This window comes from Aeromonas bestiarum (assembly GCF_028751155.1).
In the GTDB taxonomy this organism is placed as follows: domain Bacteria; phylum Pseudomonadota; class Gammaproteobacteria; order Enterobacterales; family Aeromonadaceae; genus Aeromonas; species Aeromonas bestiarum.
This window is the reverse complement of record NZ_CP064746.1, coordinates 198,020-219,083: the sequence shown is the minus strand read 5'-3', so window position 1 is coordinate 219,083 and position 21,064 is coordinate 198,020. Positions and strand designations below refer to the sequence as shown.

22 protein-coding genes are annotated in these 21,064 nt (G+C 59.5%); 9 read left to right on the top strand and 13 right to left on the bottom strand.

All coding sequences use genetic code 11. The features are described 5' to 3' along the window. Positions 1 to 29 precede the first annotated feature (29 nt). The 4 genes from IU367_RS01015 to add all read left to right on the top strand — a co-directional run bounded on the left by IU367_RS01015 (position 30) and on the right by add (position 4,315). Positions 30 to 608, top strand: a complete 579-nt coding sequence (locus IU367_RS01015; protein ID WP_098981030.1) for a DUF4124 domain-containing protein — start codon at positions 30 to 32, stop codon at positions 606 to 608. Positions 609 to 688: 80 nt separating this feature from the next. Next, entirely contained in the window at positions 689 to 1,744 is a 1,056-nt protein-coding gene (gene glnL / locus IU367_RS01010; RefSeq protein ID WP_043136455.1) for a nitrogen regulation protein NR(II), read from the top strand. Positions 1,745 to 1,753: 9 nt separating this feature from the next. After that, a complete protein-coding gene (gene glnG / locus IU367_RS01005) occupies positions 1,754 to 3,172 on the top strand; it encodes a nitrogen regulation protein NR(I) (protein WP_043136458.1) in 1,419 nt (472 codons plus the stop codon). A gap of 141 nt (positions 3,173 to 3,313) precedes the next feature. Then, a complete protein-coding gene (gene add, locus IU367_RS01000; RefSeq protein ID WP_043136461.1) occupies positions 3,314 to 4,315 on the top strand; it encodes an adenosine deaminase in 1,002 nt (333 codons plus the stop codon). Positions 4,316 to 4,386: 71 nt separating this feature from the next. On the opposite strand, the gene hemN is transcribed toward add, so the two are convergent. The 4 genes from hemN to IU367_RS00980 form a co-directional block, all read right to left on the bottom strand. Continuing rightward, positions 4,387 to 5,760, bottom strand: a complete 1,374-nt coding sequence (hemN, locus tag IU367_RS00995) for an oxygen-independent coproporphyrinogen III oxidase (protein ID WP_274453208.1) — start codon at positions 5,758 to 5,760, stop codon at positions 4,387 to 4,389. Positions 5,761 to 5,787: 27 nt separating this feature from the next. Beyond that, entirely contained in the window at positions 5,788 to 6,228 is a 441-nt protein-coding gene (locus IU367_RS00990) for a DUF2489 domain-containing protein (RefSeq protein WP_103472684.1), read from the bottom strand. Between the two features lie 11 nt (positions 6,229 to 6,239). After that, a complete protein-coding gene (yihI, locus tag IU367_RS00985; RefSeq protein ID WP_274453207.1) occupies positions 6,240 to 6,818 on the bottom strand; it encodes a Der GTPase-activating protein YihI in 579 nt (192 codons plus the stop codon). Between the two features lie 827 nt (positions 6,819 to 7,645). Next, positions 7,646 to 8,263 carry a c-type cytochrome gene (locus tag IU367_RS00980; RefSeq protein WP_043136470.1) on the bottom strand — a complete coding sequence of 206 codons (618 nt, stop codon included), beginning with the start codon at positions 8,261 to 8,263 and terminating at the stop codon, positions 7,646 to 7,648. 142 nt (positions 8,264 to 8,405) lie between these two features. Between IU367_RS00980 and yihA the strand changes: the two genes are divergently transcribed. Then, positions 8,406 to 9,059, top strand: a complete 654-nt coding sequence (gene yihA, locus IU367_RS00975; protein ID WP_042033919.1) for a ribosome biogenesis GTP-binding protein YihA/YsxC — start codon at positions 8,406 to 8,408, stop codon at positions 9,057 to 9,059. A 792-nt stretch (positions 9,060 to 9,851) separates the two neighbouring features. Here yihA and IU367_RS00970 read toward each other — a convergent pair. The 9 genes from IU367_RS00970 to IU367_RS00930 all read right to left on the bottom strand — a co-directional run bounded on the left by IU367_RS00970 (position 9,852) and on the right by IU367_RS00930 (position 16,614). Continuing rightward, positions 9,852 to 10,112 (bottom strand): DUF1488 family protein, encoded by a 261-nt coding sequence (locus IU367_RS00970; RefSeq protein ID WP_098981036.1) that lies wholly within the window; start codon positions 10,110 to 10,112, stop codon positions 9,852 to 9,854. Beyond that, on the bottom strand, positions 10,109 to 10,930 hold the full coding sequence (gene aroE / locus IU367_RS00965; RefSeq protein ID WP_274453206.1) for a shikimate dehydrogenase: 822 nt from the start codon (positions 10,928 to 10,930) through the stop codon (positions 10,109 to 10,111). Before aroE ends, IU367_RS00970 begins: the two co-directional genes overlap by 4 nt. 103 nt (positions 10,931 to 11,033) lie before the next feature. Then, complete coding sequence (gene hemF / locus IU367_RS00960) at positions 11,034 to 11,942, bottom strand: oxygen-dependent coproporphyrinogen oxidase (RefSeq protein WP_274453205.1); 909 nt, start codon at positions 11,940 to 11,942, stop codon at positions 11,034 to 11,036. Between the two features lie 111 nt (positions 11,943 to 12,053). Then, a complete protein-coding gene (tsaC, locus tag IU367_RS00955; protein ID WP_274453204.1) occupies positions 12,054 to 12,614 on the bottom strand; it encodes an L-threonylcarbamoyladenylate synthase type 1 TsaC in 561 nt (186 codons plus the stop codon). Between the two features lie 134 nt (positions 12,615 to 12,748). Then, positions 12,749 to 13,255, bottom strand: a complete 507-nt coding sequence (gene purE / locus IU367_RS00950; RefSeq protein ID WP_043136483.1) for a 5-(carboxyamino)imidazole ribonucleotide mutase — start codon at positions 13,253 to 13,255, stop codon at positions 12,749 to 12,751. Between the two features lie 74 nt (positions 13,256 to 13,329). Next, positions 13,330 to 13,887, bottom strand: a complete 558-nt coding sequence (locus tag IU367_RS00945; RefSeq protein ID WP_098981041.1) for a DNA topoisomerase family protein — start codon at positions 13,885 to 13,887, stop codon at positions 13,330 to 13,332. Positions 13,888 to 13,942: 55 nt separating this feature from the next. Beyond that, positions 13,943 to 14,416: a DUF494 family protein gene (locus tag IU367_RS00940; RefSeq protein WP_274453203.1), complete on the bottom strand. Its 474-nt coding sequence runs from the start codon at positions 14,414 to 14,416 to the stop codon at positions 13,943 to 13,945. Further along, a complete protein-coding gene (gene dprA, locus IU367_RS00935) occupies positions 14,409 to 15,524 on the bottom strand; it encodes a DNA-processing protein DprA (RefSeq protein WP_274453202.1) in 1,116 nt (371 codons plus the stop codon). The genes IU367_RS00940 and dprA overlap by 8 nt, the downstream gene beginning before the upstream one ends. Before the next feature lies 1 nt (position 15,525). Continuing rightward, positions 15,526 to 16,614, bottom strand: a complete 1,089-nt coding sequence (locus IU367_RS00930) for a LysM peptidoglycan-binding domain-containing protein (protein ID WP_274453201.1) — start codon at positions 16,612 to 16,614, stop codon at positions 15,526 to 15,528. Between the two features lie 108 nt (positions 16,615 to 16,722). Here IU367_RS00930 and def point away from each other — a divergent pair, with 108 nt between their 5' ends. The 4 genes from def (at position 16,723) to trkA (ending at position 21,064) form a co-directional block, all read left to right on the top strand. Beyond that, a complete protein-coding gene (gene def / locus IU367_RS00925) occupies positions 16,723 to 17,235 on the top strand; it encodes a peptide deformylase (RefSeq protein ID WP_042866891.1) in 513 nt (170 codons plus the stop codon). Positions 17,236 to 17,247: 12 nt separating this feature from the next. Beyond that, the gene (gene fmt / locus IU367_RS00920) at positions 17,248 to 18,192 is read left to right on the top strand and encodes a methionyl-tRNA formyltransferase (RefSeq protein WP_274453200.1); all 945 of its coding nucleotides are present in this window, start codon (positions 17,248 to 17,250) and stop codon (positions 18,190 to 18,192) included. Positions 18,193 to 18,237: 45 nt separating this feature from the next. Further along, positions 18,238 to 19,530 (top strand): 16S rRNA (cytosine(967)-C(5))-methyltransferase RsmB, encoded by a 1,293-nt coding sequence (gene rsmB, locus IU367_RS00915; protein WP_241326359.1) that lies wholly within the window; start codon positions 18,238 to 18,240, stop codon positions 19,528 to 19,530. Positions 19,531 to 19,687: 157 nt separating this feature from the next. Then, entirely contained in the window at positions 19,688 to 21,064 is a 1,377-nt protein-coding gene (gene trkA / locus IU367_RS00910) for a Trk system potassium transporter TrkA (RefSeq protein ID WP_043136504.1), read from the top strand.

The window sequence follows — 21,064 nt, the reverse complement described above, 5'->3', positions numbered from 1 at the left end:
TTAAGCAAAATCCCGTCAAGGAGAGATGGATGAGAAACACATACCCCGTATGGGCACTGAGTCTGCTGCTGGCGAGCATGGGGGCTCAGGCCGCCAAGGTGTACTCCTGGACAGACAGCAAGGGTGTCGTCCACTACACGGATGCCCCTCCCCCCGGCCAGCAGGCCAAAGAAGTGGATCTGCGGGTTGCCCCTCTCATTGGCAGCTCGCCGCGCTCGGTACAGGTGGAGAACTTCAACAGCCTGACCGGCGTCGATGCCAAGAAGGAGAAGGAAGCGGCCAAGCTGGTGATCGAGCTGCTCTCACCAGAACAGGGCAGCACGCTGCGCGACAACACGGGCAACGTGGTGTTCCAGGGCCAGATCAGCCCGAAAGCGCCGACCCAGTACGACGTGCGCCTGACGCTGGATGGCAAGGCGGCCCCCATAGTCAACAATGGCCTGGCCATTCGGGTCGAGAACCTGGATCGCGGTGCGCACGAGGCCCAACTCGAGCTGCTGGCCAAAGACGGTACGATCCTTGCTAAATCCAGGGTAGTCACCTTCTACCTGCACCGAGCCAGCCTCAATCCGGCACCAAAAGTGACCCCGCTCCCCAACAAGGGGTGATCCTGTGCATCGATACGGGTAGACTAAATGCACCACGTTGGTGCATTACTGGTGTATAGCACCGTTTTAGGGAGAAACCTGTGCCAACCCGCCCGGATCAAGCCAAGATACTGCTCGATAACTTGCTGACCGCCGTCATCCTGATGGATGAGCGGCTCTGCATCCAGTTCGTCAACCCGGCGGCCGAACAACTGCTCTCCCTCAGCCAGCGCCGGCTGATCGGGATCGAGCTGCCCCATCTGCTGGAACACATCTCCCTCGATCTGCAACGTCTCAAGCAGTGCCTCACCTCGGGGCAGGGCTTCACCGACAGCGAAGTGACCCTGGTGGTGGAAGGAGAACCCAGACTGGTGGAGATGAGCGTGAGCCCGCTCGCCGACCATGAACAAAGGTTGATGGTGGTGGAGCTGCGCAAGATCGATCAGCAGAAGAAGATCAGCCAGGAGCTGCAACAACATGCCCAGCAGCAGGCGGCCAAGGAATTGGTGCGCGGTCTGGCCCACGAGATAAAGAACCCTCTCGGCGGCCTGCGCGGCGCGGCCCAACTGTTGCAAAAAGAGCTGCCGGATCCGGCCTTGCGTGAATACACCGGCATCATCATAGAGCAGGCCGACCGGCTGCGAGTGCTGGTCGATCGCCTGCTCGGTCCACAACGCCCGGGTCGTCACCAGATGCACAATGTCCACTCGGTGCTGGAACAGGTACGCCGCCTGGTGGAGCTGGAGCTGCCGCCGACGGTCCGCATAGAACGGGATTATGATCCCAGCATTCCGGAATTCGAGATGGAGCCGGATCAGCTGCAGCAGGCGTTTCTCAACATGGTGCGCAACGCCGCCGAGGCCATAGGCGAGCAAACCGGGCTCATCCGCATCAAGACCCGCACCGCCTTCCAGATCACCATCCACGGCCAGCGCTACCGGCTGGCGGCCGAGATCAAGATCATCGACAACGGCCCCGGCATTCCCGATGCCATCCGCGATACCCTCTTCTACCCCATGATCACCGGCAAGGAGGGAGGCACCGGGCTCGGCCTCTCCATCGCCCAGAACCTGATCGATCAGCACAAGGGGCGGATCGACTGCATCAGCTGGCCAGGCCACACCGAATTCACCATCTTTCTACCGCTTCGCAAATAAGGGAACGTCATGACAGCAAAAGTGTGGATCGTCGATGACGACAGTTCTATCCGCTGGGTGCTGGAACGCACCCTCGGCAGCGAAGGCTTCGAGTGCGAGAGCTTCGCCGACGGCGAGGCCCTGCTGAGCTCGCTGGAGATGCGATCGCCGGATGTGATCCTCTCCGATATCCGCATGCCCGGCATAGACGGCCTCAGCCTGCTGGAGCAGATCCACCGCCGCCAGGCCGATCTGCCCATCATCATAATGACGGCCCACTCGGACCTGGACAGCGCGGTCAACGCTTACCAGCGCGGCGCCTTCGAGTACCTGCCCAAGCCGTTCGACATCGACGAGGCGGTCACCCTGGTGCGCCGCGCCGAGAATCACCTGAAAGAGCAGCGCACCAAGCGCAAGTCTCGTCAGCAAGAAGCCACCGCCACACCCGAGATCATCGGCGAGGCGCCGGCGATGCAGGAGGTGTTTCGCGCCATAGGCCGGCTGTCGCGCTCCAGCATCTCTGTGCTGATCAACGGCCAGAGCGGCACCGGCAAGGAGCTGGTCGCCCACGCGCTGCACAAGCACAGCCCGCGCGCCCACAAAAACTTCATCGCCCTCAACATGGCGGCCATCCCGAAAGATCTCATCGAATCCGAGCTGTTTGGCCATGAGAAGGGGGCCTTCACCGGCGCCAACAACATACGTCACGGCCGCTTCGAGCAGGCCGACGGTGGCACCCTGTTTCTCGACGAAATAGGCGACATGCCGCTGGATGTGCAGACCCGCTTGCTGCGGGTGCTGGCCGATGGCCAGTTCTACCGGGTCGGTGGCCATCAACCGGTGCAGGTGGACGTGCGGATCATCGCCGCCACCCACCAGAATCTGGAGAGGCGGGTCGCCGACGGCGAATTCCGGGAAGATCTGTTCCACCGCCTCAACGTCATCCGCATCCACATTCCGGCCCTCAAGGAGCGCCGTGAAGACATACCCCAGCTGGCCCAGCACTTTCTGCTGCGCGCCGCCAAGGAGCTGAACGTGGAGGCCAAGAGCCTGCATCCGGACACCCAGGCCTACATCAGCCGCCTGCCCTGGCCGGGCAACGTACGCCAGCTGGAGAACGTCTGCCGCTGGTTGACCGTGATGGCCTCTGGCCAGGAGGTGCTGGTCGGGGATCTGCCCGCCGAGCTGCTGACCCCCATCACCAGCGCGGCCGAGCCGGGCCAGCCAGCCCTGACCGGTGGCTGGCAGCAGCAGTTGCAGGATTGGGTCGCCAGCAAGCTGGCGCTGGGGGAGACCGATATCCTGGCCGATGCCCTGCCCCAGTTCGAGCGGATCATGCTGGAGACGGCACTGGATCACACCCATGGCCACAAACAGGAGGCCGCCCGCCTGCTCGGCTGGGGTCGCAACACCCTGACTCGCAAGCTGAAGGAACTCGACCTCTCCTGAATCCTCGGGAAAAACGATTCCCATCACGCCTTCGCAAATCACTGACCAATAAGACCCCGTTTGATTTCAAACGGGGTATCTTTTTTGAGAGCCCTGCCTAGAATGGCAGGCTTTCAAACCCGACTCGAAGAAGGCGTCACCATGATTGACAGATCTCTCCCCCTGACCGACCTGCACCGCCATCTGGACGGCAACATTCGTCCGCAGACCATCCTCGAGCTGGGACGTCAGCACAATATCCAGCTGCCCGCCGATGAACTGGAGGCGCTGCGCCCCCACGTGCAGATCGTCGAGAACGAACCGAGTCTGGTCGCCTTCCTCAAGAAGCTGGACTGGGGCGTGGCCGTGCTGGCCGACTATGACGCCTGCCGCCGGGTCGCCTACGAGAACGTGGAAGATCTGCTGCGTGCCGGTATCGACTACGCCGAGCTTCGCTTCAGCCCGGCCTACATGGCCATGGCTCACAAGCTGCACCCGCAAGGCGTGGTGGAGGCCATCATAGATGGCGTGGCTGCCGGCAGCCGCGACTTTGGCATCAAGACCAACCTGATCGGCATCATGAGCCGCACCTTCGGCACCGAGCAGTGCCGCATCGAACTGGAGGCCTGTCTGGCCCACCGCGACAAGCTGGTTGCCGTCGATCTGGCCGGCGACGAGCTGGGCTTCCCGGGCGAGCTGTTCACCGAGCACTTTCGCAAGGTGCGCGATGCGGGGATGCGCGTGACCGTGCACGCCGGTGAAGCCGCCGGCCCCGAGAGCATGTGGCAAGCCATCCGCGATCTGGGCGCCGAGCGTATCGGCCACGGCGTCAAGGCGATCCAGGATCCCCGTCTGATGGCCTATCTGGCGGAGCACCGCATCGGCATCGAATCCTGCCTCACCTCCAACCTCCAGACCACCACTGTGGCAAGCCTGACCGAACACCCGATCCGCCAGTTCCTGGCCGCCGGCGTGCTTGCCTGCCTCAACACGGACGATCCTGCGGTCGAAGGCATAGACCTGCCCCACGAATACGAGGTGGCCGCCCCGGCCGCCGGCATGACGGCGAGCGAGATCCGCACCGCCCAGCAAAACGGCCTGACCCTGGCCTTCCTGAGCGATGGCGAGAAAGCCGAGCTGAGTGCCCGCGCCGCCAGCCGCTGAGTCTTGAACCGCTTGCTTATAAAAAAACCGCCGAGAGGCGGTTTTTTTATCTTCAGCGCCGAGCTGCCGGTTCAGATCACCCGGGAGAACTGCTGCTGGCGCGCCTTGTTGCGCAGATAGACATCGAAACACATGCAGATGTTGCGAATGAGCAGCTGACCGGTGGAGACCACCTCCAGTCCCTCTTCGCTCATGCGTACCAGACCGTCGTCGACAAAGGTCTGCAACAGCTTGAGATCGTCGGCGAAGTACTCACTGAAGACCAGGCCGTGCGCCTGCTCGACGGCGGCGAAGTTCAGGCTAAAGTCACAGATGAGGCGCTTGATCACCTCACGGCGGATCAGATCGTCCTGGTTGAGAGAGCACCCCTTCCACTGGGCATGGCCCAACGTTTCTACCTGAGCGTAATAGGCTTTGAGCTCTTTCTGGTTCTGGGAATAGGCATCGCCGATCATGCTGATGGAGGAGACCCCCAGCCCCAGCAGATCACAATCCCCCTGGGTGGTGTAGCCCTGGAAGTTACGGTGCAGCTTGCCCTCGCGCTGGGCCACCGCCAGCTCGTCATCGGGCGTGGCGAAGTGATCCATGCCGATGAACTGGTAACCCTGACCGGTGAGGAAGGCGATGGTGTCCTGCAGCATGGCCAGCTTCTCCCGGGGGGCCGGCATGTCTTCCTCTTTCAGCTTGTGCTGGGCGGCGAAACGGCTCGGCAGATGGGCATAGTTAAAGATGGAGAGGCGGGCCGGATCCGTCTTGAGCACCTCTTCCAGGGTGTGGTGGAAGCTGTCGCGATTCTGGTGCGGCAGGCCGTAGATGAGATCCAGGTTGGTGGATCGAAAGCCCAGTTCGCGAGCACGCTCCAGCATGGCGCGGATGAAGTCGTTGTCCTGCTCGCGATTGACCGCAACCTGCACCGCCTTGTTGAAGTCCTGCACGCCGAGGCTGATGCGGTTGAACCCCACTTCACGCAGCACATCCAGCATGGTGAGCTCGATCTCCCGCGGATCCACTTCGATGCTGATCTCGCCTTCGTCCGCGAATTGGAAGTGCTCGCGTAACATGGCCATCAGACGGCGGGTCTGGGCTTCGTTGAGATAGGTGGGCGTGCCGCCGCCCCAGTGCAGCTGGGTCACCAGCCGGTGTTTGAACAGGGGGGCCTGGGCCTTGATCTCCTGCTCGAGATAGTCGAGGTATTGATCGGCCTTGTGCTGGTGACGGGTGATCACCTTGTTGCAGCCGCAGTAGTAGCAGAGCTTGTGACAGAAAGGGATGTGCACGTAGAGAGACAGGTTGCGCGCCGGATACTGGCCTGCGGCGTGAACGAAGTCCGGATAGCCGAAGCGCTCGTTGAACTCCAGCGCGGTGGGATAGGAGGTGTAGCGCGGGCCGCTGTAGTTATATTTTTCGATCAGGGCCTGATCCCACACAATCTGTTCTGCTTGCACGCTTGCTTCCTCTTTTTTGTTATCGGCTCACCGGCTTAACTGAAAATCCTTCAGTTGGGCCACATCCTTGAGGATCTGCGCCTCCAGCTCGGCCTCATAGCCACTGCGTTCGAGATCCATCTTCATCACTTCATTGCGCTTGAGGGCCCGTCTCGCCTCATGAGTCGGCATCTCTTTCACCTTCTCATAGAGACTGTACAAGCCCGGAAATTCGCTGGCAAAGGCCCGACCGCCCTGGATCTGCAAGGCATCCAGCAAATTGGTCAGCCGGATGGCGCCTTCGGAGTAGTCGCACTGACCGTCCCGCACCGCATGGGCAATCACCCGCACACTGTCGAGGATACGCTCATTGCGGGCCGCAACGGCCTGCACCTGCATATCACGCTGGCGCTTGAGACGGGCCAGCAGGGTACCGGCATACCAGGCCAGCCCCAGCAAAATCAGGCCGCCCAACAGGGCGGCCAGCATCCATCCACTCATCACTTTTTCTTCGGCTCAGGCTTGGGCTCTGGCTGATAGTCAACCTGGGTGAAGCGGTCCCACAGCTCCTCTTCGGAGGCGGGCTGGCTCGGCTCGTCATAGCCGGCATCGTCGAAGGAGCCATCGTCGTCTTCGTCATCATCGTTGTCTATGATGCCAAGCTCATCCATCAGCTCCTGATAGCGATCGACACGCTGGTCAACCCAGGTCTGCTCGGTTGCTTCCAGAGTCTCACCGGCATCGAGGCGATCCAGCAGATCGTTCAGGCGATCATCATTCTCGATGGCGGCCAGCTCCTGCTCGGGCGTCATTACCAGCTTCTTCTCTTTCACCGGCTTGGGCGCAACCGGCTTGCCGCTCTTCTCTTCCACGATCAGCGCGATAGGCTTGCGGGAACCTATACGCGGATCCTTGGCCTGCTTGCCATTCTTGTTGCTGGACTGTTCTGCCTGCTGGCGGGAGCCCGCCTTCAAGCCCTTACGCTTGGCGGCGCGTTTGCGCTCACGGCCTTCCAGGGCACTGGCATCTGATTCTTTGCGCTTACCGGTAGGCTTGCGGTTGGGTTGTTTAGCCGACATGAATGACTGACTCCGACAAATAACTGGATTGAAGCCGCACCCGGGATGAGACCATCCGGGGAGGATACTGACACGGGGGACAGTGGATCAGAAACAAGAGCGGGATCCTGCACCAACCCGACCATTTCTGGCCTCTGAACACCGCAGGATCGGTATCCTCTGGGCATGTTGCTGGTATTTTGACACAGAATGGCTAATCGGGTTAATGACCCAAAAGAAAAAAGGCAGCCGAAGCTGCCTCGATATGTTTATGCGAGTCCCATCCCTGGCTGCAAATCACCCTGTCCGTGGTGATACCTCTGCGCATCATATCTTTGTATATGGTCGTCCTGACCTTAATGGTCGTTCCTGAATGTGCGTGTGCTTGCTTGACCCATGGAGACGGCCTCCGGCCATCACTCTGGGGTGGTTGCATCCCGCAGCCCCGCTCTTCCTGAGCAGTCACCATCCTGGTATTTCAATCCCTTGCCTGTCACTTGCGTGGTCCTGTGGCATCCCGCCGCATCGACATCCTGTCTTCACAACATCCCGGTCGTGAATCGCCTCGTGGGCCACTCCATGCATCCACTGTATCAACTTAATAAAACGACTCAATCCACCAAGAACGTTTTCAAACGGATATAAATTGCTTATTGTCATTTAACATATTGAAATTAATGAATTACTAAAAATTTTTTGAAAAATGTTTAAGCCCTGGCCAGGCCAATGAATGGGGGATCTCTTACAACAATGCGAGAAAAAATTGGCCAAATGGAGTTAAAGGCCAAAAAGAAACGAGGAGCCAGTGGCTCCTCGTTAATATCAATGGGGTACATCATAATGCGTTTTCAGTGCAAACCGGCCACGTATTTGGACAAGGCTTCTATATCCTGATCGGTCAGCTTCTTGGCAACGTCCCGCATCATGCTGTTCGGGTCGTTCTCACGGGCAGCCGCACGAAACGCGGTGAGCTGGGCTTTGATATAAGCAGGATGCTGGCCGGACAGGCTCGGATATTTGGCCTGCTCGACACCCGAGCCCCGCGGACCGTGACAAGCGGTACACGCAGCCAGACCACGGCTCATGTCACCACCCATATAGAGCGCTTTACCCGCTGCTACAGCGTCATCAGGCACCGCAATCGGTGTTACCTTCTGGCTGGAGAAGTAGGCAGCAAGGTCTTCCATGTCCTGGTCGGACAGGGGAAGCGCCATAGGCCCCATGATGGGCGCAACTCGACCAATTTGGCCAGAAGCTGCAGCCTTCAGTTCAACTAATTGCTTTTTGATATATGATGCGTGCTGACCAGCAATCTTGGGATACATATCGACAAGGCTGTTTCCGTCCGGTCCATGACAAGCCGCACACACGGCAGCCTTGGATTGTCCCGCAGCGGCATCGCCCTTGGCTTGTGCCATCCCCGTTACGCCAACCATCAGAGCAAGAGTAATGACTAGGTTCTTCATGGCGTTCCAACTTCTCGTTATTAGGCTTCCAGATCCCATGCCGCTGAAGGCATGTTAAAATAAACGCGTTTAAGCGACGCCATTTTACACGATTTCACAAAAAAGTAACTCTATAACCCTCTATCTCTATGGGGAATTTACGTTGGATACACAAACTCTGAATTTCAATAAGGTGCATTTTGTGACCAGCGCACCCGACATCCGTCACCTGCCAAATGATGGGGGTGTCGAGATTGCGTTTGCCGGCCGTTCCAATGCCGGTAAGTCATCTGCATTGAACACCTTAACCAAGCACAAGAACCTGGCTCGCACCAGTAAAACCCCGGGCCGCACCCAGCTGATCAACCTGTTTGAACTGGAACCGGGCAAGCGTCTGGTCGATCTGCCGGGCTATGGTTATGCACAAGTACCGCTGGAAATGAAGCTCAAGTGGCAAAAGTCACTGGCAGAATACCTGCAGCGTCGTGAGTCATTGAAAGGCCTGGTGATCCTGATGGACATCCGTCACCCGCTCAAAGATACCGACATGAACATGCTGGAGTGGAGCTCCCACCGTGAACTGCCGGTCATGCTGCTGCTGACCAAGGCGGACAAGCTGAGCCCGGGTCCGCGCAACAATCAGGTTATCAAGGTTCGTCAGGCCATTGCCGACCTGGGCCCGCAAATCCAGGTAGAAGCCTTCTCCTCCCTCAACAATATCGGGGTGGAAAAACTGGCCCAGACTCTGTCTGGCTGGTATCTGGCCGGGGCGGACGAGATCGCCGAAGGTGATGAGCAAGAGCAGATCGAGGAATAATGCATTCCTCCATCATACTGCTATCCCCTCCTTGCAATTGGCGGAGTTGACCCTCCGCTGATTGAAAGACTTTCAGTTTGATGACGTCCCACCAACCCTCGATCCCCGCCTATACTCTTCCTCAAGAAAATTTGATAAAAGCCTTTTTTAACAATGGGATGAAAAGTTAATTACCATTAATAATTAACTTTTCATCCCTATGGCAACGTTTTCAGATTTCTGCCATCGAATTGAAGGTACATCACTCAATAAGTACGGAAATGAAATTTTATTACATGAAGGCGGCAGGGAGGGACAAAAATGAGGCCGGTACCACTGGTGCAGTATCGGCCTGAAACAATCAGTTCAAAAATTGGGAAGAAGCTAAATCTTGAGAACAAAGACGACTGGTTTTCCTCAAGAAGCCCCTCCATTCTAACAAATATCTGGCCGCATTAAAGCATTTGCTCTAAATTCTGCGCATAAAAAAACACCCCGACGAATGCTCATCGGGGCTGCTATTCAGCCACATTCAATTACGTGAAATAAAAGGTCTGAAAGATAGAACATCTTACCTCTGTACCCTACGTTGCTAACTGTATAGCAAAGCAGCAGAAAGTGAAAGTAATTTATGTAATTTAGTTTCATGAAAAATGAATTACAAAAAACACTTTGTTTTTCATATAGATAAAAAAATCCCCAGTACGAATACCGGGGAGTTATAAAGGTGACTAGCTAGCACTTCCTCAACTATCTAGTTAGTCAGCGGCATTCCACACAAGTTCCGCTGCTTTGAGAAAAAACTAAAAAAACTTAGAGATAGATGGCGCCATCTTCTGCAAACTCTTGTTCTTCAATGAGTTTCTCTGCCATATCTTCGATGTCGAAGCGCACACTCTCGAAGGCGCGCAGTATGTCCTCCTCCCTGACGAGGGAAAGACCAGTCATCTTTTCCAGACGCCGGCGACTGATGTAACAATCGACCAGAGCCCCTCTCTGCTGGGCCGGGAAATGGATCCGCTGTTCGTGCGCTTGCCAGTCCGCCAGCTCGGGAAACAGAATGCCTTGGTTCATAGGGTCCCCAGATTTCGTTTCAGTTCTCTCAATACCTGTTTAGTCCCTGGCCGGATTCCGCGCCACACGGTAAAGGCCTCCGCCGCCTGCTCGACCAGCATGCCCAGCCCATCCATGATCTGGCGGGCCCCCTGCTGTCTGGCCCAGCCGATGAAGGGGGTATCCGAGGCACCATACATCATGTCGTAGATGGCAATATCGGCGTGGATCAGCGCAGGGGCGAGAGGCGGAAGCTCTCCTTGCAGGCTGGCAGAGGTGGAATTGATGATGAGATCGAACACCCCCTCCAGCAGCTCATAGCGCTGGGCCGTGACGACCCCCAGATCGTGAAACTCGGCCGCCAGTTGCTCCGCCTTGGCGTGGGTGCGGTTGGCAATCACCAGTTCGGCCGGATGCTCGGCCAGCAAGGGCGCCAGGGCACCACGGGCGGCGCCCCCTGCGCCCAGCAGCAGGATCCGGCCGCCCGTCAGGGTCACGCCGTGGGCCTTGAGATCCGCCACCAGACCGGCACCATCGGTATTGTCTCCCAGCAGCACGCCATCGTCGGTCAGCTTGATGGTATTGACCGCCCCAGCCCGCTTGGCCCTCGGGCTCAATCTGTCGACCAGCGCGAAGGCCTGCTCCTTGAAAGGGACAGTAACATTGCACCCCTTGCCCCCTTGCGCAAAGAAGGCGCGCAGGGCCGTGGCAAACTCGTCGATGGCGGGTTCGGCCAGACCATATTCCAGCTCTTGCTGGGTCTGCCTGGCAAACAGGGTGTGGATAAAGGGGGATTTGCTGTGGCGCACCGGGTGGCCAAAAACCAGATAACGATCCATCAAGGAGTTCCATCAGAGGGCAATATTCCGATTTAACGGGTTTTCTCGCGCGGGAACAAGCCGAATATCGGCCAGTAAAAAGGGGCCATCATGGCCCCTCTGGTCACAGCCACTCTCGTGGCGTGAGGTAGTCAGTGTAGAGCAAGGCCTCCGGACTGCCCGATTCCGGCTGCCAGTCATACTCCCAACGGGCCAGTGGTGGCATAGACATCAGGATCGACTCGGTGCGTCCGCCGGTCTGCAACCCGAACAGGGTGCCCCTGTCGTAGACCAGATTGAACTCCACATAACGACCACGGCGATAGAGCTGGAACTCCCGCTCCCGCTCGCCATAGGGCTGGGCCTTGCGCCGCTCGACAATCGGCAGGTAGGCATCGAGATAGCCCTTGCCGACCGCCTGCATGAAGGCAAAACAATCCGCAAACGGCCAGCGATTCAGGTCATCGAAGAAGAGGCCGCCCACGCCGCGCGTCTCGTTGCGATGCTTGAGGAAGAAGTAGCGATCGCACCAGGACTTGAACTCGGGGTAGACCTGCTCGCCAAAGGGTTGGCAGAGGTCGTGCGATACCCGGTGCCAGTGCTGCACATCCTCGGCAAACGGGTAAAACGGGGTCAGGTCGAAACCGCCGCCGAACCACCAGATGGGCGCTTCGCCCTCTTTCTCGGCGATGAAGAAGCGGACGTTGGCATGACTGGTCGGCACATGGGGGTTGTGCGGGTGGATCACCAGCGACACCCCCATGGCTTCGAACTTGCGACCCGCCAGCTCGGGCCTGTGGGCCGTCGCCGAGGCAGGCATGGCATCGCCATAGACGTGGGAGAAGTTGACGCCCCCCTGTTCGATCACGGCGCCATGGCGCAGCACTCGGGTGCGACCACCGCCCCCCCCCTCGCGGCACCAGGCATCTTCCACAAAGTGCCCGGCACCATCGGCCTGCTCCAGGCCACGGCAGATCTCGTCCTGCAACTGCAACAGGAAGGCCTTGACCTGGGCCACGTCCGGTTTGCTCATCTTGTCTCCAGTCAGGCAGGATCTTGAACGCCCTGTCCATTTTATTGTGATGTCACACCCAGGGCTCAAGGCCCATGTGCATTGCGGTAAAAAAGGGGCCGCCCGCCCCGCTCAGGAGGGGCGAATGATGGCGCCGGTTCTGGCGTCCTTGATCTCGGAAGGATTGGCCTGGCCCCCGACCTCGCCGGGCAGGATATAGGCCAGCTGGCTTGCCAAAGCCTCACCGATCTCGGCTAGCCGACGGGCAGGCTCCTCGCCGGTCAGGTTGGCACTGGTGGAGACCAGTGGCTTGCCGAAGGCACGGCACAGGGCCTGCACCTGAGGATGGGCCGTCACCCGCACAGCCAGGGTGTCGAACTGGCCGGTCAGCCAGGTCGGCGTCGCGGCTCGAGCGGGCATAATCCAGGTGAAGGGACCGGGCCAGCTGGCCTCTACCCGGGCCAGCTGCTCGGCGCTGAGCTGGCTCACATCGATATATTCCTGCAGTTGCGCCAGATCGGCGGCGATCAGGATCAAGCCTTTCTCCACCGGACGCTGCTTGATGGCCAGCAGACGCTGCACCGCCAATTCTGAGTCGGGATCACAACCCAGGCCAAACACGGCCTCGGTGGCATAGGCGATCACCCCTTCACTGTGGAGGGCGGCAACCGCTTGTTCAAATTCGTTGGGCATAGAAAAAATGCGGCAGCCAGGCTGCCGCCTCATCACTTATTTGGATTGAACCTGTTAGAGCGACAACCGCCGGTACACATCCGCGCGTCCTGTTATAAAGCGCGAACATGTCCGGCTGGTTGCCGCTTTATCACTTACTTGAGCAGTTGAGCCTGCAGGGCGGCATCCTTGGCCATCACCTCTTCGGCATTCTTCTGGCGTTCGGCACGTACCTTGGCCGCCAGCTCATCATTTCCGACCGCCAGCATCTGAGCCGCCAGATAACCCGCGTTCTTGGCGCCGGCCTTGCCGATCGCCACGGTTGCTACTGGCACGCCGCCCGGCATCTGCACGGTAGAGAGCAGCGCATCCAGTCCCTTGAGCGGGCCACCATCGATGGGCACCCCGATCACGGGACGGGTGGTGATGCCGGCAACGGCACCGGCCAGGTGAGCCGCCAAACCGGCAGCACAGATAAAGACCTTGCAGCCACGGGCCTCGGCATCGGTCACATACTGATGAGTCGCAGCCGGGGTACGGTGCGCAGAGGTAACCTTGACCTCCACTGTGATATCAAACGACTTGAGGACTTCAAGGGTAGATTGCATCACGGGAAAATCAGAATCAGAGCCCATCAATACGGCAACAAAGGGTTTATTCATGGTGGGAATTTCCTTACTCCAAGTGGGGGGTTGAAGTTCGCCGAAAACGTTTCAATTTGGTTACGGCGGCGGGATTATACCTGCTCACTTTGATGGCCGCATTTCTTTTGCGGGCAGATCCACCTCAGATTTCCCCTCACTTTCTTCTCTACCATGATGCCCCAGCCACATTCGGGACAAGGCATGGGGATCGGCTTGTCGTTAACCACATATTTACAATGGGGATACCCATCGCAGGAGTAAAACTGCTTGCCATAGCGGGAGGTGCGACTCACCAGATGACCCTCGCCACACTCGGGACAGAGGATCTGGGTATCGTCGCTTTCCTGCAGGGATTCGATGTGCTGGCAGGCCGGATACTGGGTACAACCCACAAACAGACCGTAACGCCCCTTTTTGATCGCCAGCGGCTGGCCGCAATCCGGGCAGGCCGAACCTTCGAGCACTTTCTCGATGTCGCGGCCGGATGGCGTCAGGGAACGGATATAGTCACAGGTGGGATAGGCGGAGCAGCCCAGAAAGGGGCCATGCTTGCCCTGTCGGATCACCAGCTCGGCACCACACTGCGGGCACGGCTCTCGCTCGAACGCCTGTTCGTGGGCAGAAAAGAGATGATGATCGATTTTTGACATGGGCCGCGCCTTGAAATCCAGATGGCCTGAATTCTACCAGCGCGGCACCGGACTGTCAGTGAATGACGCCGTCTGACTCATCAAACACCAGCTCTTCCATCTGCTGGTAGGCATTTTCACTGCCCGGTACGTTGAACAGCACCATCATGACGACCCACTTCAAATCGTCCAGCTCGATATCCGGCTTGTCCAGATCGAGCAGACGCTCGATGCAGATCTCGCGGGTTTCGGCATTCAGTACCTGAGCCTGTTCCAGGAACAACAGGAAGCCACGGCATTCAGTGCTGAGGCGAGCCAGCTCTTGCGGGGCATAGATACGCATCGAGCCTTGCGCGCTGGCGGTGACGTACACCTCCCGCTCGCTATCGTGCAGGTTGGCCAGTCGCTCCAGCCAGTCGAGCGCCTTCTCGATCTCGTCTTTATCGAAACCGGCCCGACTCAGCTCATCGGTGAGTTCATCCTGCTCGACCATTACATCTGCATCGCTGTGGATGTAGGTCTCGAAAAGGTACATCAATACATCAAACATGATTCGCCCTCCTCGCTCTGACGTATCCACCGGCTACCGCCATCACTGCACCGGAAAGCTCCAGCTCTACCAACCTGCCCAATGCCACTTCGACAGGAAGCTGGGCCCGTTCGGCGACGGTATCCACGCTCGTGGTCTCATAATCTACGTTATCCAACAAATCGGCATAAGGCAATTCGCTATTATGCCGTTGCTCAGGCAATCCATCCGGTTTCCGTGCCAGGCTGACCAATCCGGGAAGCTCTTCCACTATATCGGCCGCGCTCAATACAAGTTTGGCCCCCTGCTGGATTAATTTGTTGCAGCCCAGCGCCTGCACATTCTGCGGCGCACCGGGAACGGCAAATACCTCACGCCCCTGCTCCAGCGCGTAGCGGGCCGTGATGAGTGAGCCACTCTGTTCGGCCGCCTCCACCACCAGGGTTCCGAGCGCCAGTCCGCTGATGATGCGATTGCGACGAGGGAAATGTTCGGCCAGCGGCCCCTTGTCCGGCGCCAGCTCGGAGATGAGCACACCCGCATTTTCCAGGATCTGGCCAGCCAGCCCCTGATGACGCTTGGGGTAGAGGCAGTCGAGGCCGGAGCCCAGCACGGCGAGCGTGATACCACCAGTCGCCAGGGCCTGCTGATGACAGACACCATCGATACCGAGCGCGAGTCCCGAGGTGATCGCCAGACCGCACTCCACCAGTTCCGCACACAGGCGCGCTGCATTGTCCTTGCCGGCATAGGTGGGGTGGCGCGTACCAACCATCGCCAGTTGTGGAGCAGACAAGGCGGCAAGATTGCCACGACAGTAGAGCAGCAAGGGGGCGGCGGGGATCTCTTTCAACAGGTCAGGATAGGCGGGATCATCGGGGCAGAGCAGGTGATTGCCAGGCTCGGTGGCCCAGCTCAGCCCCTGCTCAACCGAAGGCAGTGGCCATCTTAGCTGCCGTATCTGGGCCGAGTGCAGACCAAGCGCCCGCAAACGACCATCATCACTCTCAAACAGGGCGGCGATATCGCCACCGAAGTGGGCAAGCAAACGGGCGGCGGTGACTGGGCCGATACCGGTGACGGCATCCAGCGTCAGCCACAGCGAGACCCGCCCGAGTGGAGGTGGCACGTTAGAAGTTACTGACCTGATAGCCGGAGCTGACCATGTCCTGGCTCTGCATGATGAGGCCGTAGCTCAGCTTGTCATACACCTTGAACAACATGACCCTGGCCACAGCCTCCGAGGGCAAGGGGGGCTTGCCGGCCGAGTAGAAGGCCTTGTTGTAGACGGAAGAGTACTCCTTGTACGATACCTTGCCGTTCTTGCTCACCAGCTTGGCACCGGGGCGCCGGATCTCCAGCACATCGCCGGGGGCAAGCTTATCCCGCAGCCCCCGGTTGATGAGCACGACATCAAACTTGCCACCGCCACGGGCCTTGCTCGGCAGATCGACTATGTAGCCCGGTGAAATCACGGGCGCCGCCTTCGGAGTGAACACGGCGGAGAGCGTTTCCTGCGGCGGGAAAGGCATCACCTTGTCCCCCTGATACACCTCTCGCTGATTGTGACTGAGGGTGACCCGGGTGCGATCATCCGGCAGCCGTTCCTCGGCTCTGGCCGTGCCGACAAAGACCGCCTCCTGCCCCAGCAGCTCGCCGGTTTGTTTGTCCTTGTAAACCATGCCCGGATGATAGATGCCGTAGTCCTGACCAGGCGTCAGCGAGCCCTGCACATAGAGGGTGTCGCCCTCCAGCATACCAATGTGGGCCTCGTTGTTGCCGAGCACATAGGGCAGCTTTTTCGCTTGCTGGTTGTCAGCCAGAATGTGGTCGGTTTGCAGGAAGGGGCCTATCTCGCTGAGCGGCAGCGTCGGGACCGGATTGGCCTTGTTCTCGTAGCGGCTCTTGGGCGAGAGATGGACTACCGGCTTGCCCCCCTGTGTCGCCTTGCCGAGCCGGGGCTCGCCGTTGACCCAGCTCAGATGCAGCACGTCACCGGGGTAGATCCAGTGCGGATTGGCAATCTGGGGATTGATGTTCCACAGGCGGGGCCAGAGCCAGGGCTCTGCCAGATACTGGCCCGAAATATCCCAGAGGGTGTCGCCTTTTTGCACGACATAACGCTCGGGATAACCCGCTTTCAATTTCAACTGATCGGCCAAGGCACCCTGGCTCAGAGTGGCCAGCAGGCAGGCGAGGATGGTTTGCTTCAGATACATAACACTCCCTGTTACTTCTGCACGCAAAGTGTTGCTGTTTTTTGTCGGCGTAAATGACTAGAATTACGCCAATATTGACTGCATTTATACGAAACTAAAGAAAAAACTATGGCCATTCTAGATGTATTGCGTTTTCCCGATGAACGTCTGCGCACTGTCGCAGCCCCTGTCGAGACCTTTACACCCGAGTTACAACACATTGTAGATGATATGTTCGAAACCATGTACGCGGAGGAAGGCATAGGCCTTGCCGCCACTCAGGTCGACATTCATCAGCGCATCATAGTGATCGATGTCTCTGAAAACCGTGAAGATCCTCTGGTATTGATCAACCCCGAGATCCTCGAGCAATCCGGCAGCACCGGCATCGAAGAGGGTTGCCTCTCAGTGCCCGAGCACCGCGCTCTGGTGCCACGCGCCGAGTGGGTCAAGGTGCGCGCGCTGGATCGCAACGGCAAGCCATTCGAGCTGGAAACAGACGATCTGCTCGCCATCTGCATACAGCATGAGATGGATCATCTGGTCGGCAAGCTGTTTGTGGACTACTTGTCCCCGCTCAAGCGCCAGCGCATTCGCCAGAAGCTGGAAAAGATGGCCCGTGAAGACCGCAAAATCCTCTGAGGATCTGCCCCATTGAACAAGCTGAAACTGATTTTTGCCGGTACTCCCGACTTCGCCGCCCGTCACCTGGCGGCGTTGTTGTCTTCCGACCACGAGGTCGTTGCCGTTTACACCCAGCCAGACAAACCGGCCGGCCGTGGCCAGAAGCTCACCGCCAGCCCGGTCAAGGAGCTGGCCCTTGCCCATGATCTGCCGGTCTACCAGCCCGCCTCCCTGCGCAAGGAAGAGGCGCAGACCGAACTGGCTGCCCTTGGCGCCGATCTCATGGTGGTGGTGGCCTACGGCCTGATCCTGCCCAAGGCGGTGCTCGATACCCCGCGCCTCGGCTGCATCAACGTGCACGGCTCCCTGCTGCCGCGCTGGCGCGGTGCCGCCCCTATCCAACGCTCCATCTGGGCGGGTGATAGCGAAACCGGCGTCACCATAATGCAGATGGATGTGGGGCTGGATACCGGCGCCATGATCCGCAAGGTGAGCTGCCCTATCGCCGCCGATGAGACCTCCGCCAGCCTGTATGACAAGCTGGCCGAGCTGGGCCCGCAGGCACTGGTCGACACCATCAATGCCATGGCCGCCGGTGAAACCGCTGCCGAGGCGCAAGATGATGCGCTGGCCAACTACGCCGAGAAGCTCTCCAAGGAAGAGGCCCGCATCGACTGGGCCATGGAGGCCGTCGCCATCGAACGCTGCATCCGCTCGTTCAACCCCTGGCCCATCAGCTGGTTTGAAGTGGCTGACCAGACCATCAAGGTATGGCAAGCCACCGTCATCGACAGTGACCATGGCCAGAACGCCGGCACCCTGCTCAAGGCCGACAAGCAGGGGATCGACATCGCCACCGGCAAGGGCGTGCTGCGCCTGCTCACTCTGCAACCGCCTGGCAAGAAAGCCATGTCCGTCTCGGATCTGCTCAACTCTCGCCGCGACTGGTTTGAACCCGGCACGCAATTGAATTGAACCAAGCGGGGCCCAGGCCCCGACTTGCGCATCTAAGGTAACATTATGAAAACACGTGCACAGGCCGCTCTCGTTATTCAACAGGTGCTGGATCAGGGTCAATCCCTCTCCGCTGTTCTGCCTGCTGCCCAGGAGAAGGTTGCGCCCCGCGATCGCGCCCTCCTGCAAGAACTCTGCTACGGCACCCTGCGCTGGCTGCCCCGCCTCGATGCGGCGGTCAACGAGATGATGGACAAGCCGCTCAAGAACAAGAGCCGCATCTTCCACTATCTGATCCTGGTCGGTCTCTATCAGCTCATCTACACCCGCATTCCGGCCCACGCCGCCGTGGCCGAGACAGTCAACGCCGTCAAACTGCTCAAGGGCACCTCATTGCGCGGCCTCATCAATGGTGTGCTGCGCAACTTCCAGCGCAGCGCCGAAGTCATCTTGCTGCGCATCGACCGCGTTCCCAGTATTCGCCTCGGCCACCCGGAGTGGCTCACCAAACGCCTGCGCCAGGCCTATCCCGAAGATTGGGAATTCATCATGGAGGCCAACAACCAGCGCCCGCCCATGTGGATCCGCAACAACAGCCAGCGCCAGAGCCGCGAGCAGATGCTGGCCCGCATGGCCGAAGTGGGCATCAATGCGGTGGCCGGTGAGGAAGGGGAAGATTGCATCCTGCTGGAACGCCCTTGCGACGTGACCAAGCTGCCCGGCTTCGAGGCAGGCGACTGCTCGGTACAAGACGGTGCTGCCCAGCAAGCAGCCCGACTGTTAGACCCGCAACCGGGCGAATGGGTGCTGGATGCCTGCGCCGCCCCCGGTGGCAAGACGGCTCACCTGCTTGAGCGTCAGCCCAAGCTGGCCGGCGTGGTGGCCGTCGATGCCGACGAACATCGCCTCAAGCGAGTGCAGGAGAACCTGGATCGCATCGGCCTCAAGGCCGAGGTGATCCACGGTGATGCCAGCACCCCGGAACTCTGGTGGCCCAAGGGTCAGTTCGATCGCATCCTGCTGGATGCCCCCTGCTCCGCCACCGGCGTCATCCGCCGCCACCCCGACATCAAGTGGCTGCGCCGGGATCAGGACATCCGCGAGCTGGCAGAGCTGCAGCGCCGTATTCTGATCGCTCTCTGGTCGAAACTGAAAAGCGGCGGTACTCTGCTCTACGCCACCTGCTCAGTGCTGCCGGAAGAGAACCGCGAACAGATCCGCGCCTTCCTGGCTGCTACCCCGGATGCCACCCTGGTGCCGCTGCACGAACAGGACACGCCGGCGTGTCCGGGCCGCCAGTTCCTGCCGGGCGAAGCCGAGATGGATGGCTTCTACTATGCCAAGCTGATCAAGCGGTAAGCAGAGCAATGGCCATGAAGATGACGGGTGCCGCTTGACGGCACCCATGATTGCGCAACATCGAGCAAGCTTTCCCTATGAGAATCATCATGTTGACGACTGACCCTGACCAGATTGCCATCCGTTGCAACGCATCCTCGTTCCCTGAGGGGTCCCTATGAAGATCATCATTCTGGGCGCTGGCCAGGTCGGTGGCACCCTGGCAGAGAACCTGGCCGGCGAGAACAACGACATCACCATAGTTGATACCGACAGCGACCGGCTGCGGGAGCTGCAGGACAAGTTCGACCTGCGGGTGGTGAACGGCCACGGCGCCCACCCCAAGGTGCTGCGCGAAGCGGGCGCCCAGGATGCGGACATGCTGGTCGCGGTCACCAACAGCGACGAGACCAACATGATCGCCTGCCAGGTGGCCTACTCCCTGTTCAACACCCCGAACAAGGTGGCGCGCATTCGCTCCCCCGCCTATCTGGTGGAGCGGGATCGCCTGTTCCTGCCGGAATCCGTGCCGGTAGATCACCTGATCGCCCCCGAACAGCTGGTGACCGACTATGTGCGTCGGCTGATCGAGTATCCGGGTGCGCTGCAGGTGGTGGACTTTGCCGGTGGCAAGGTGGGTCTGGTGGCGGTCAAGGCCTACTACGGTGGCCCCCTGGTGGGCAATGCGCTCTCCACCCTGCGGGATCACATGCCCAACATAGAGACCCGGGTCGCCGCCATCTTCCGTCAGGGGCGCTCCATCCGCCCGCAAGGCACCACCATCATAGAGGCGGATGACGAGGTGTTCTTCGTGGCGGCGGCGGGCCATATCCGCGCCGTGATGTCGGAGCTGCAGCGCCTCGAGAGCCCCTACCGACGCATCATGATCGTCGGCGGCGGCAACATAGGCGCCGGCCTCGCCCGCCAGCTGGAGAAGCGCTACAGCGTCAAGCTTATCGAGCGCAACCAGAAGCGGGCGGAGCAGCTCTCCGAGGTGCTGGAGAACACCATAGTCTTCTGCGGCGACGCGGCGGATCAGGAGCTGCTGGCCGAGGAGCACATAGACCAGATCGACGTCTTCATCGCCGTGACCAACGAGGACGAGGCCAACATAATGTCGGCCCTGCTCGCCAAGAAGATGGGCGCCAAGAAGACAATGGTGCTGATCCAGCGCAGCGCCTACGTGGATCTGGTGCAGGGCGGCTCCATCGACATCGCCATCTCGCCCCAGCAGGCCACCATCTCGGCCCTGCTGACCCATGTGCGCCGGGCCGACATCGCCAACGTCTACAGCCTGCGCCGCGGTGCGGCCGAGGCCATCGAGGCGATCGCCCACGGTGACGAGAACACCTCCAAGGTGGTCGGCAAGACGGTCGGCGAGCTCAAGCTGCCGCCCGGCACCACAATCGGCGCCATAGTGCGCGGTGATGAGGTGCTGATTGCCCACGATCGCACCCGGATCCAGCAGGATGACCACGTGGTGATGTTCCTGGTGGACAAGAAGTACATCCCGGAAGTGGAACGGTTGTTCCAGCCAAGTCCCTTCTTCCTGTAA

What these genes read in the sequence shown, in the direction of transcription:
- IU367_RS01015 (WP_098981030.1), top strand. Translation starts at nt 30, where the DNA reads ATGAGAAACACATACCCCGTATGGGCACTGAGTCTGCTGCTGGCGAGC.
- glnG (WP_043136458.1), top strand. Translation starts at nt 1,754, where the DNA reads ATGACAGCAAAAGTGTGGATCGTCGATGACGACAGTTCTATCCGCTGG.
- add (WP_043136461.1), top strand. Translation starts at nt 3,314, where the DNA reads ATGATTGACAGATCTCTCCCCCTGACCGACCTGCACCGCCATCTGGAC.
- IU367_RS00990 (WP_103472684.1), bottom strand. Translation starts at nt 6,228, where the DNA reads ATGCTGGCCGCCCTGTTGGGCGGCCTGATTTTGCTGGGGCTGGCCTGG.
- yihI (WP_274453207.1), bottom strand. Translation starts at nt 6,818, where the DNA reads ATGTCGGCTAAACAACCCAACCGCAAGCCTACCGGTAAGCGCAAAGAA.
- IU367_RS00980 (WP_043136470.1), bottom strand. Translation starts at nt 8,263, where the DNA reads ATGAAGAACCTAGTCATTACTCTTGCTCTGATGGTTGGCGTAACGGGG.
- IU367_RS00970 (WP_098981036.1), bottom strand. Translation starts at nt 10,112, where the DNA reads ATGAACCAAGGCATTCTGTTTCCCGAGCTGGCGGACTGGCAAGCGCAC.
- aroE (WP_274453206.1), bottom strand. Translation starts at nt 10,930, where the DNA reads ATGGATCGTTATCTGGTTTTTGGCCACCCGGTGCGCCACAGCAAATCC.
- hemF (WP_274453205.1), bottom strand. Translation starts at nt 11,942, where the DNA reads ATGAGCAAACCGGACGTGGCCCAGGTCAAGGCCTTCCTGTTGCAGTTG.
- tsaC (WP_274453204.1), bottom strand. Translation starts at nt 12,614, where the DNA reads ATGCCCAACGAATTTGAACAAGCGGTTGCCGCCCTCCACAGTGAAGGG.
- purE (WP_043136483.1), bottom strand. Translation starts at nt 13,255, where the DNA reads ATGAATAAACCCTTTGTTGCCGTATTGATGGGCTCTGATTCTGATTTT.
- IU367_RS00945 (WP_098981041.1), bottom strand. Translation starts at nt 13,887, where the DNA reads ATGTCAAAAATCGATCATCATCTCTTTTCTGCCCACGAACAGGCGTTC.
- IU367_RS00940 (WP_274453203.1), bottom strand. Translation starts at nt 14,416, where the DNA reads ATGTTTGATGTATTGATGTACCTTTTCGAGACCTACATCCACAGCGAT.
- IU367_RS00930 (WP_274453201.1), bottom strand. Translation starts at nt 16,614, where the DNA reads ATGTATCTGAAGCAAACCATCCTCGCCTGCCTGCTGGCCACTCTGAGC.
- def (WP_042866891.1), top strand. Translation starts at nt 16,723, where the DNA reads ATGGCCATTCTAGATGTATTGCGTTTTCCCGATGAACGTCTGCGCACT.
- rsmB (WP_241326359.1), top strand. Translation starts at nt 18,238, where the DNA reads ATGAAAACACGTGCACAGGCCGCTCTCGTTATTCAACAGGTGCTGGAT.
- trkA (WP_043136504.1), top strand. Translation starts at nt 19,688, where the DNA reads ATGAAGATCATCATTCTGGGCGCTGGCCAGGTCGGTGGCACCCTGGCA.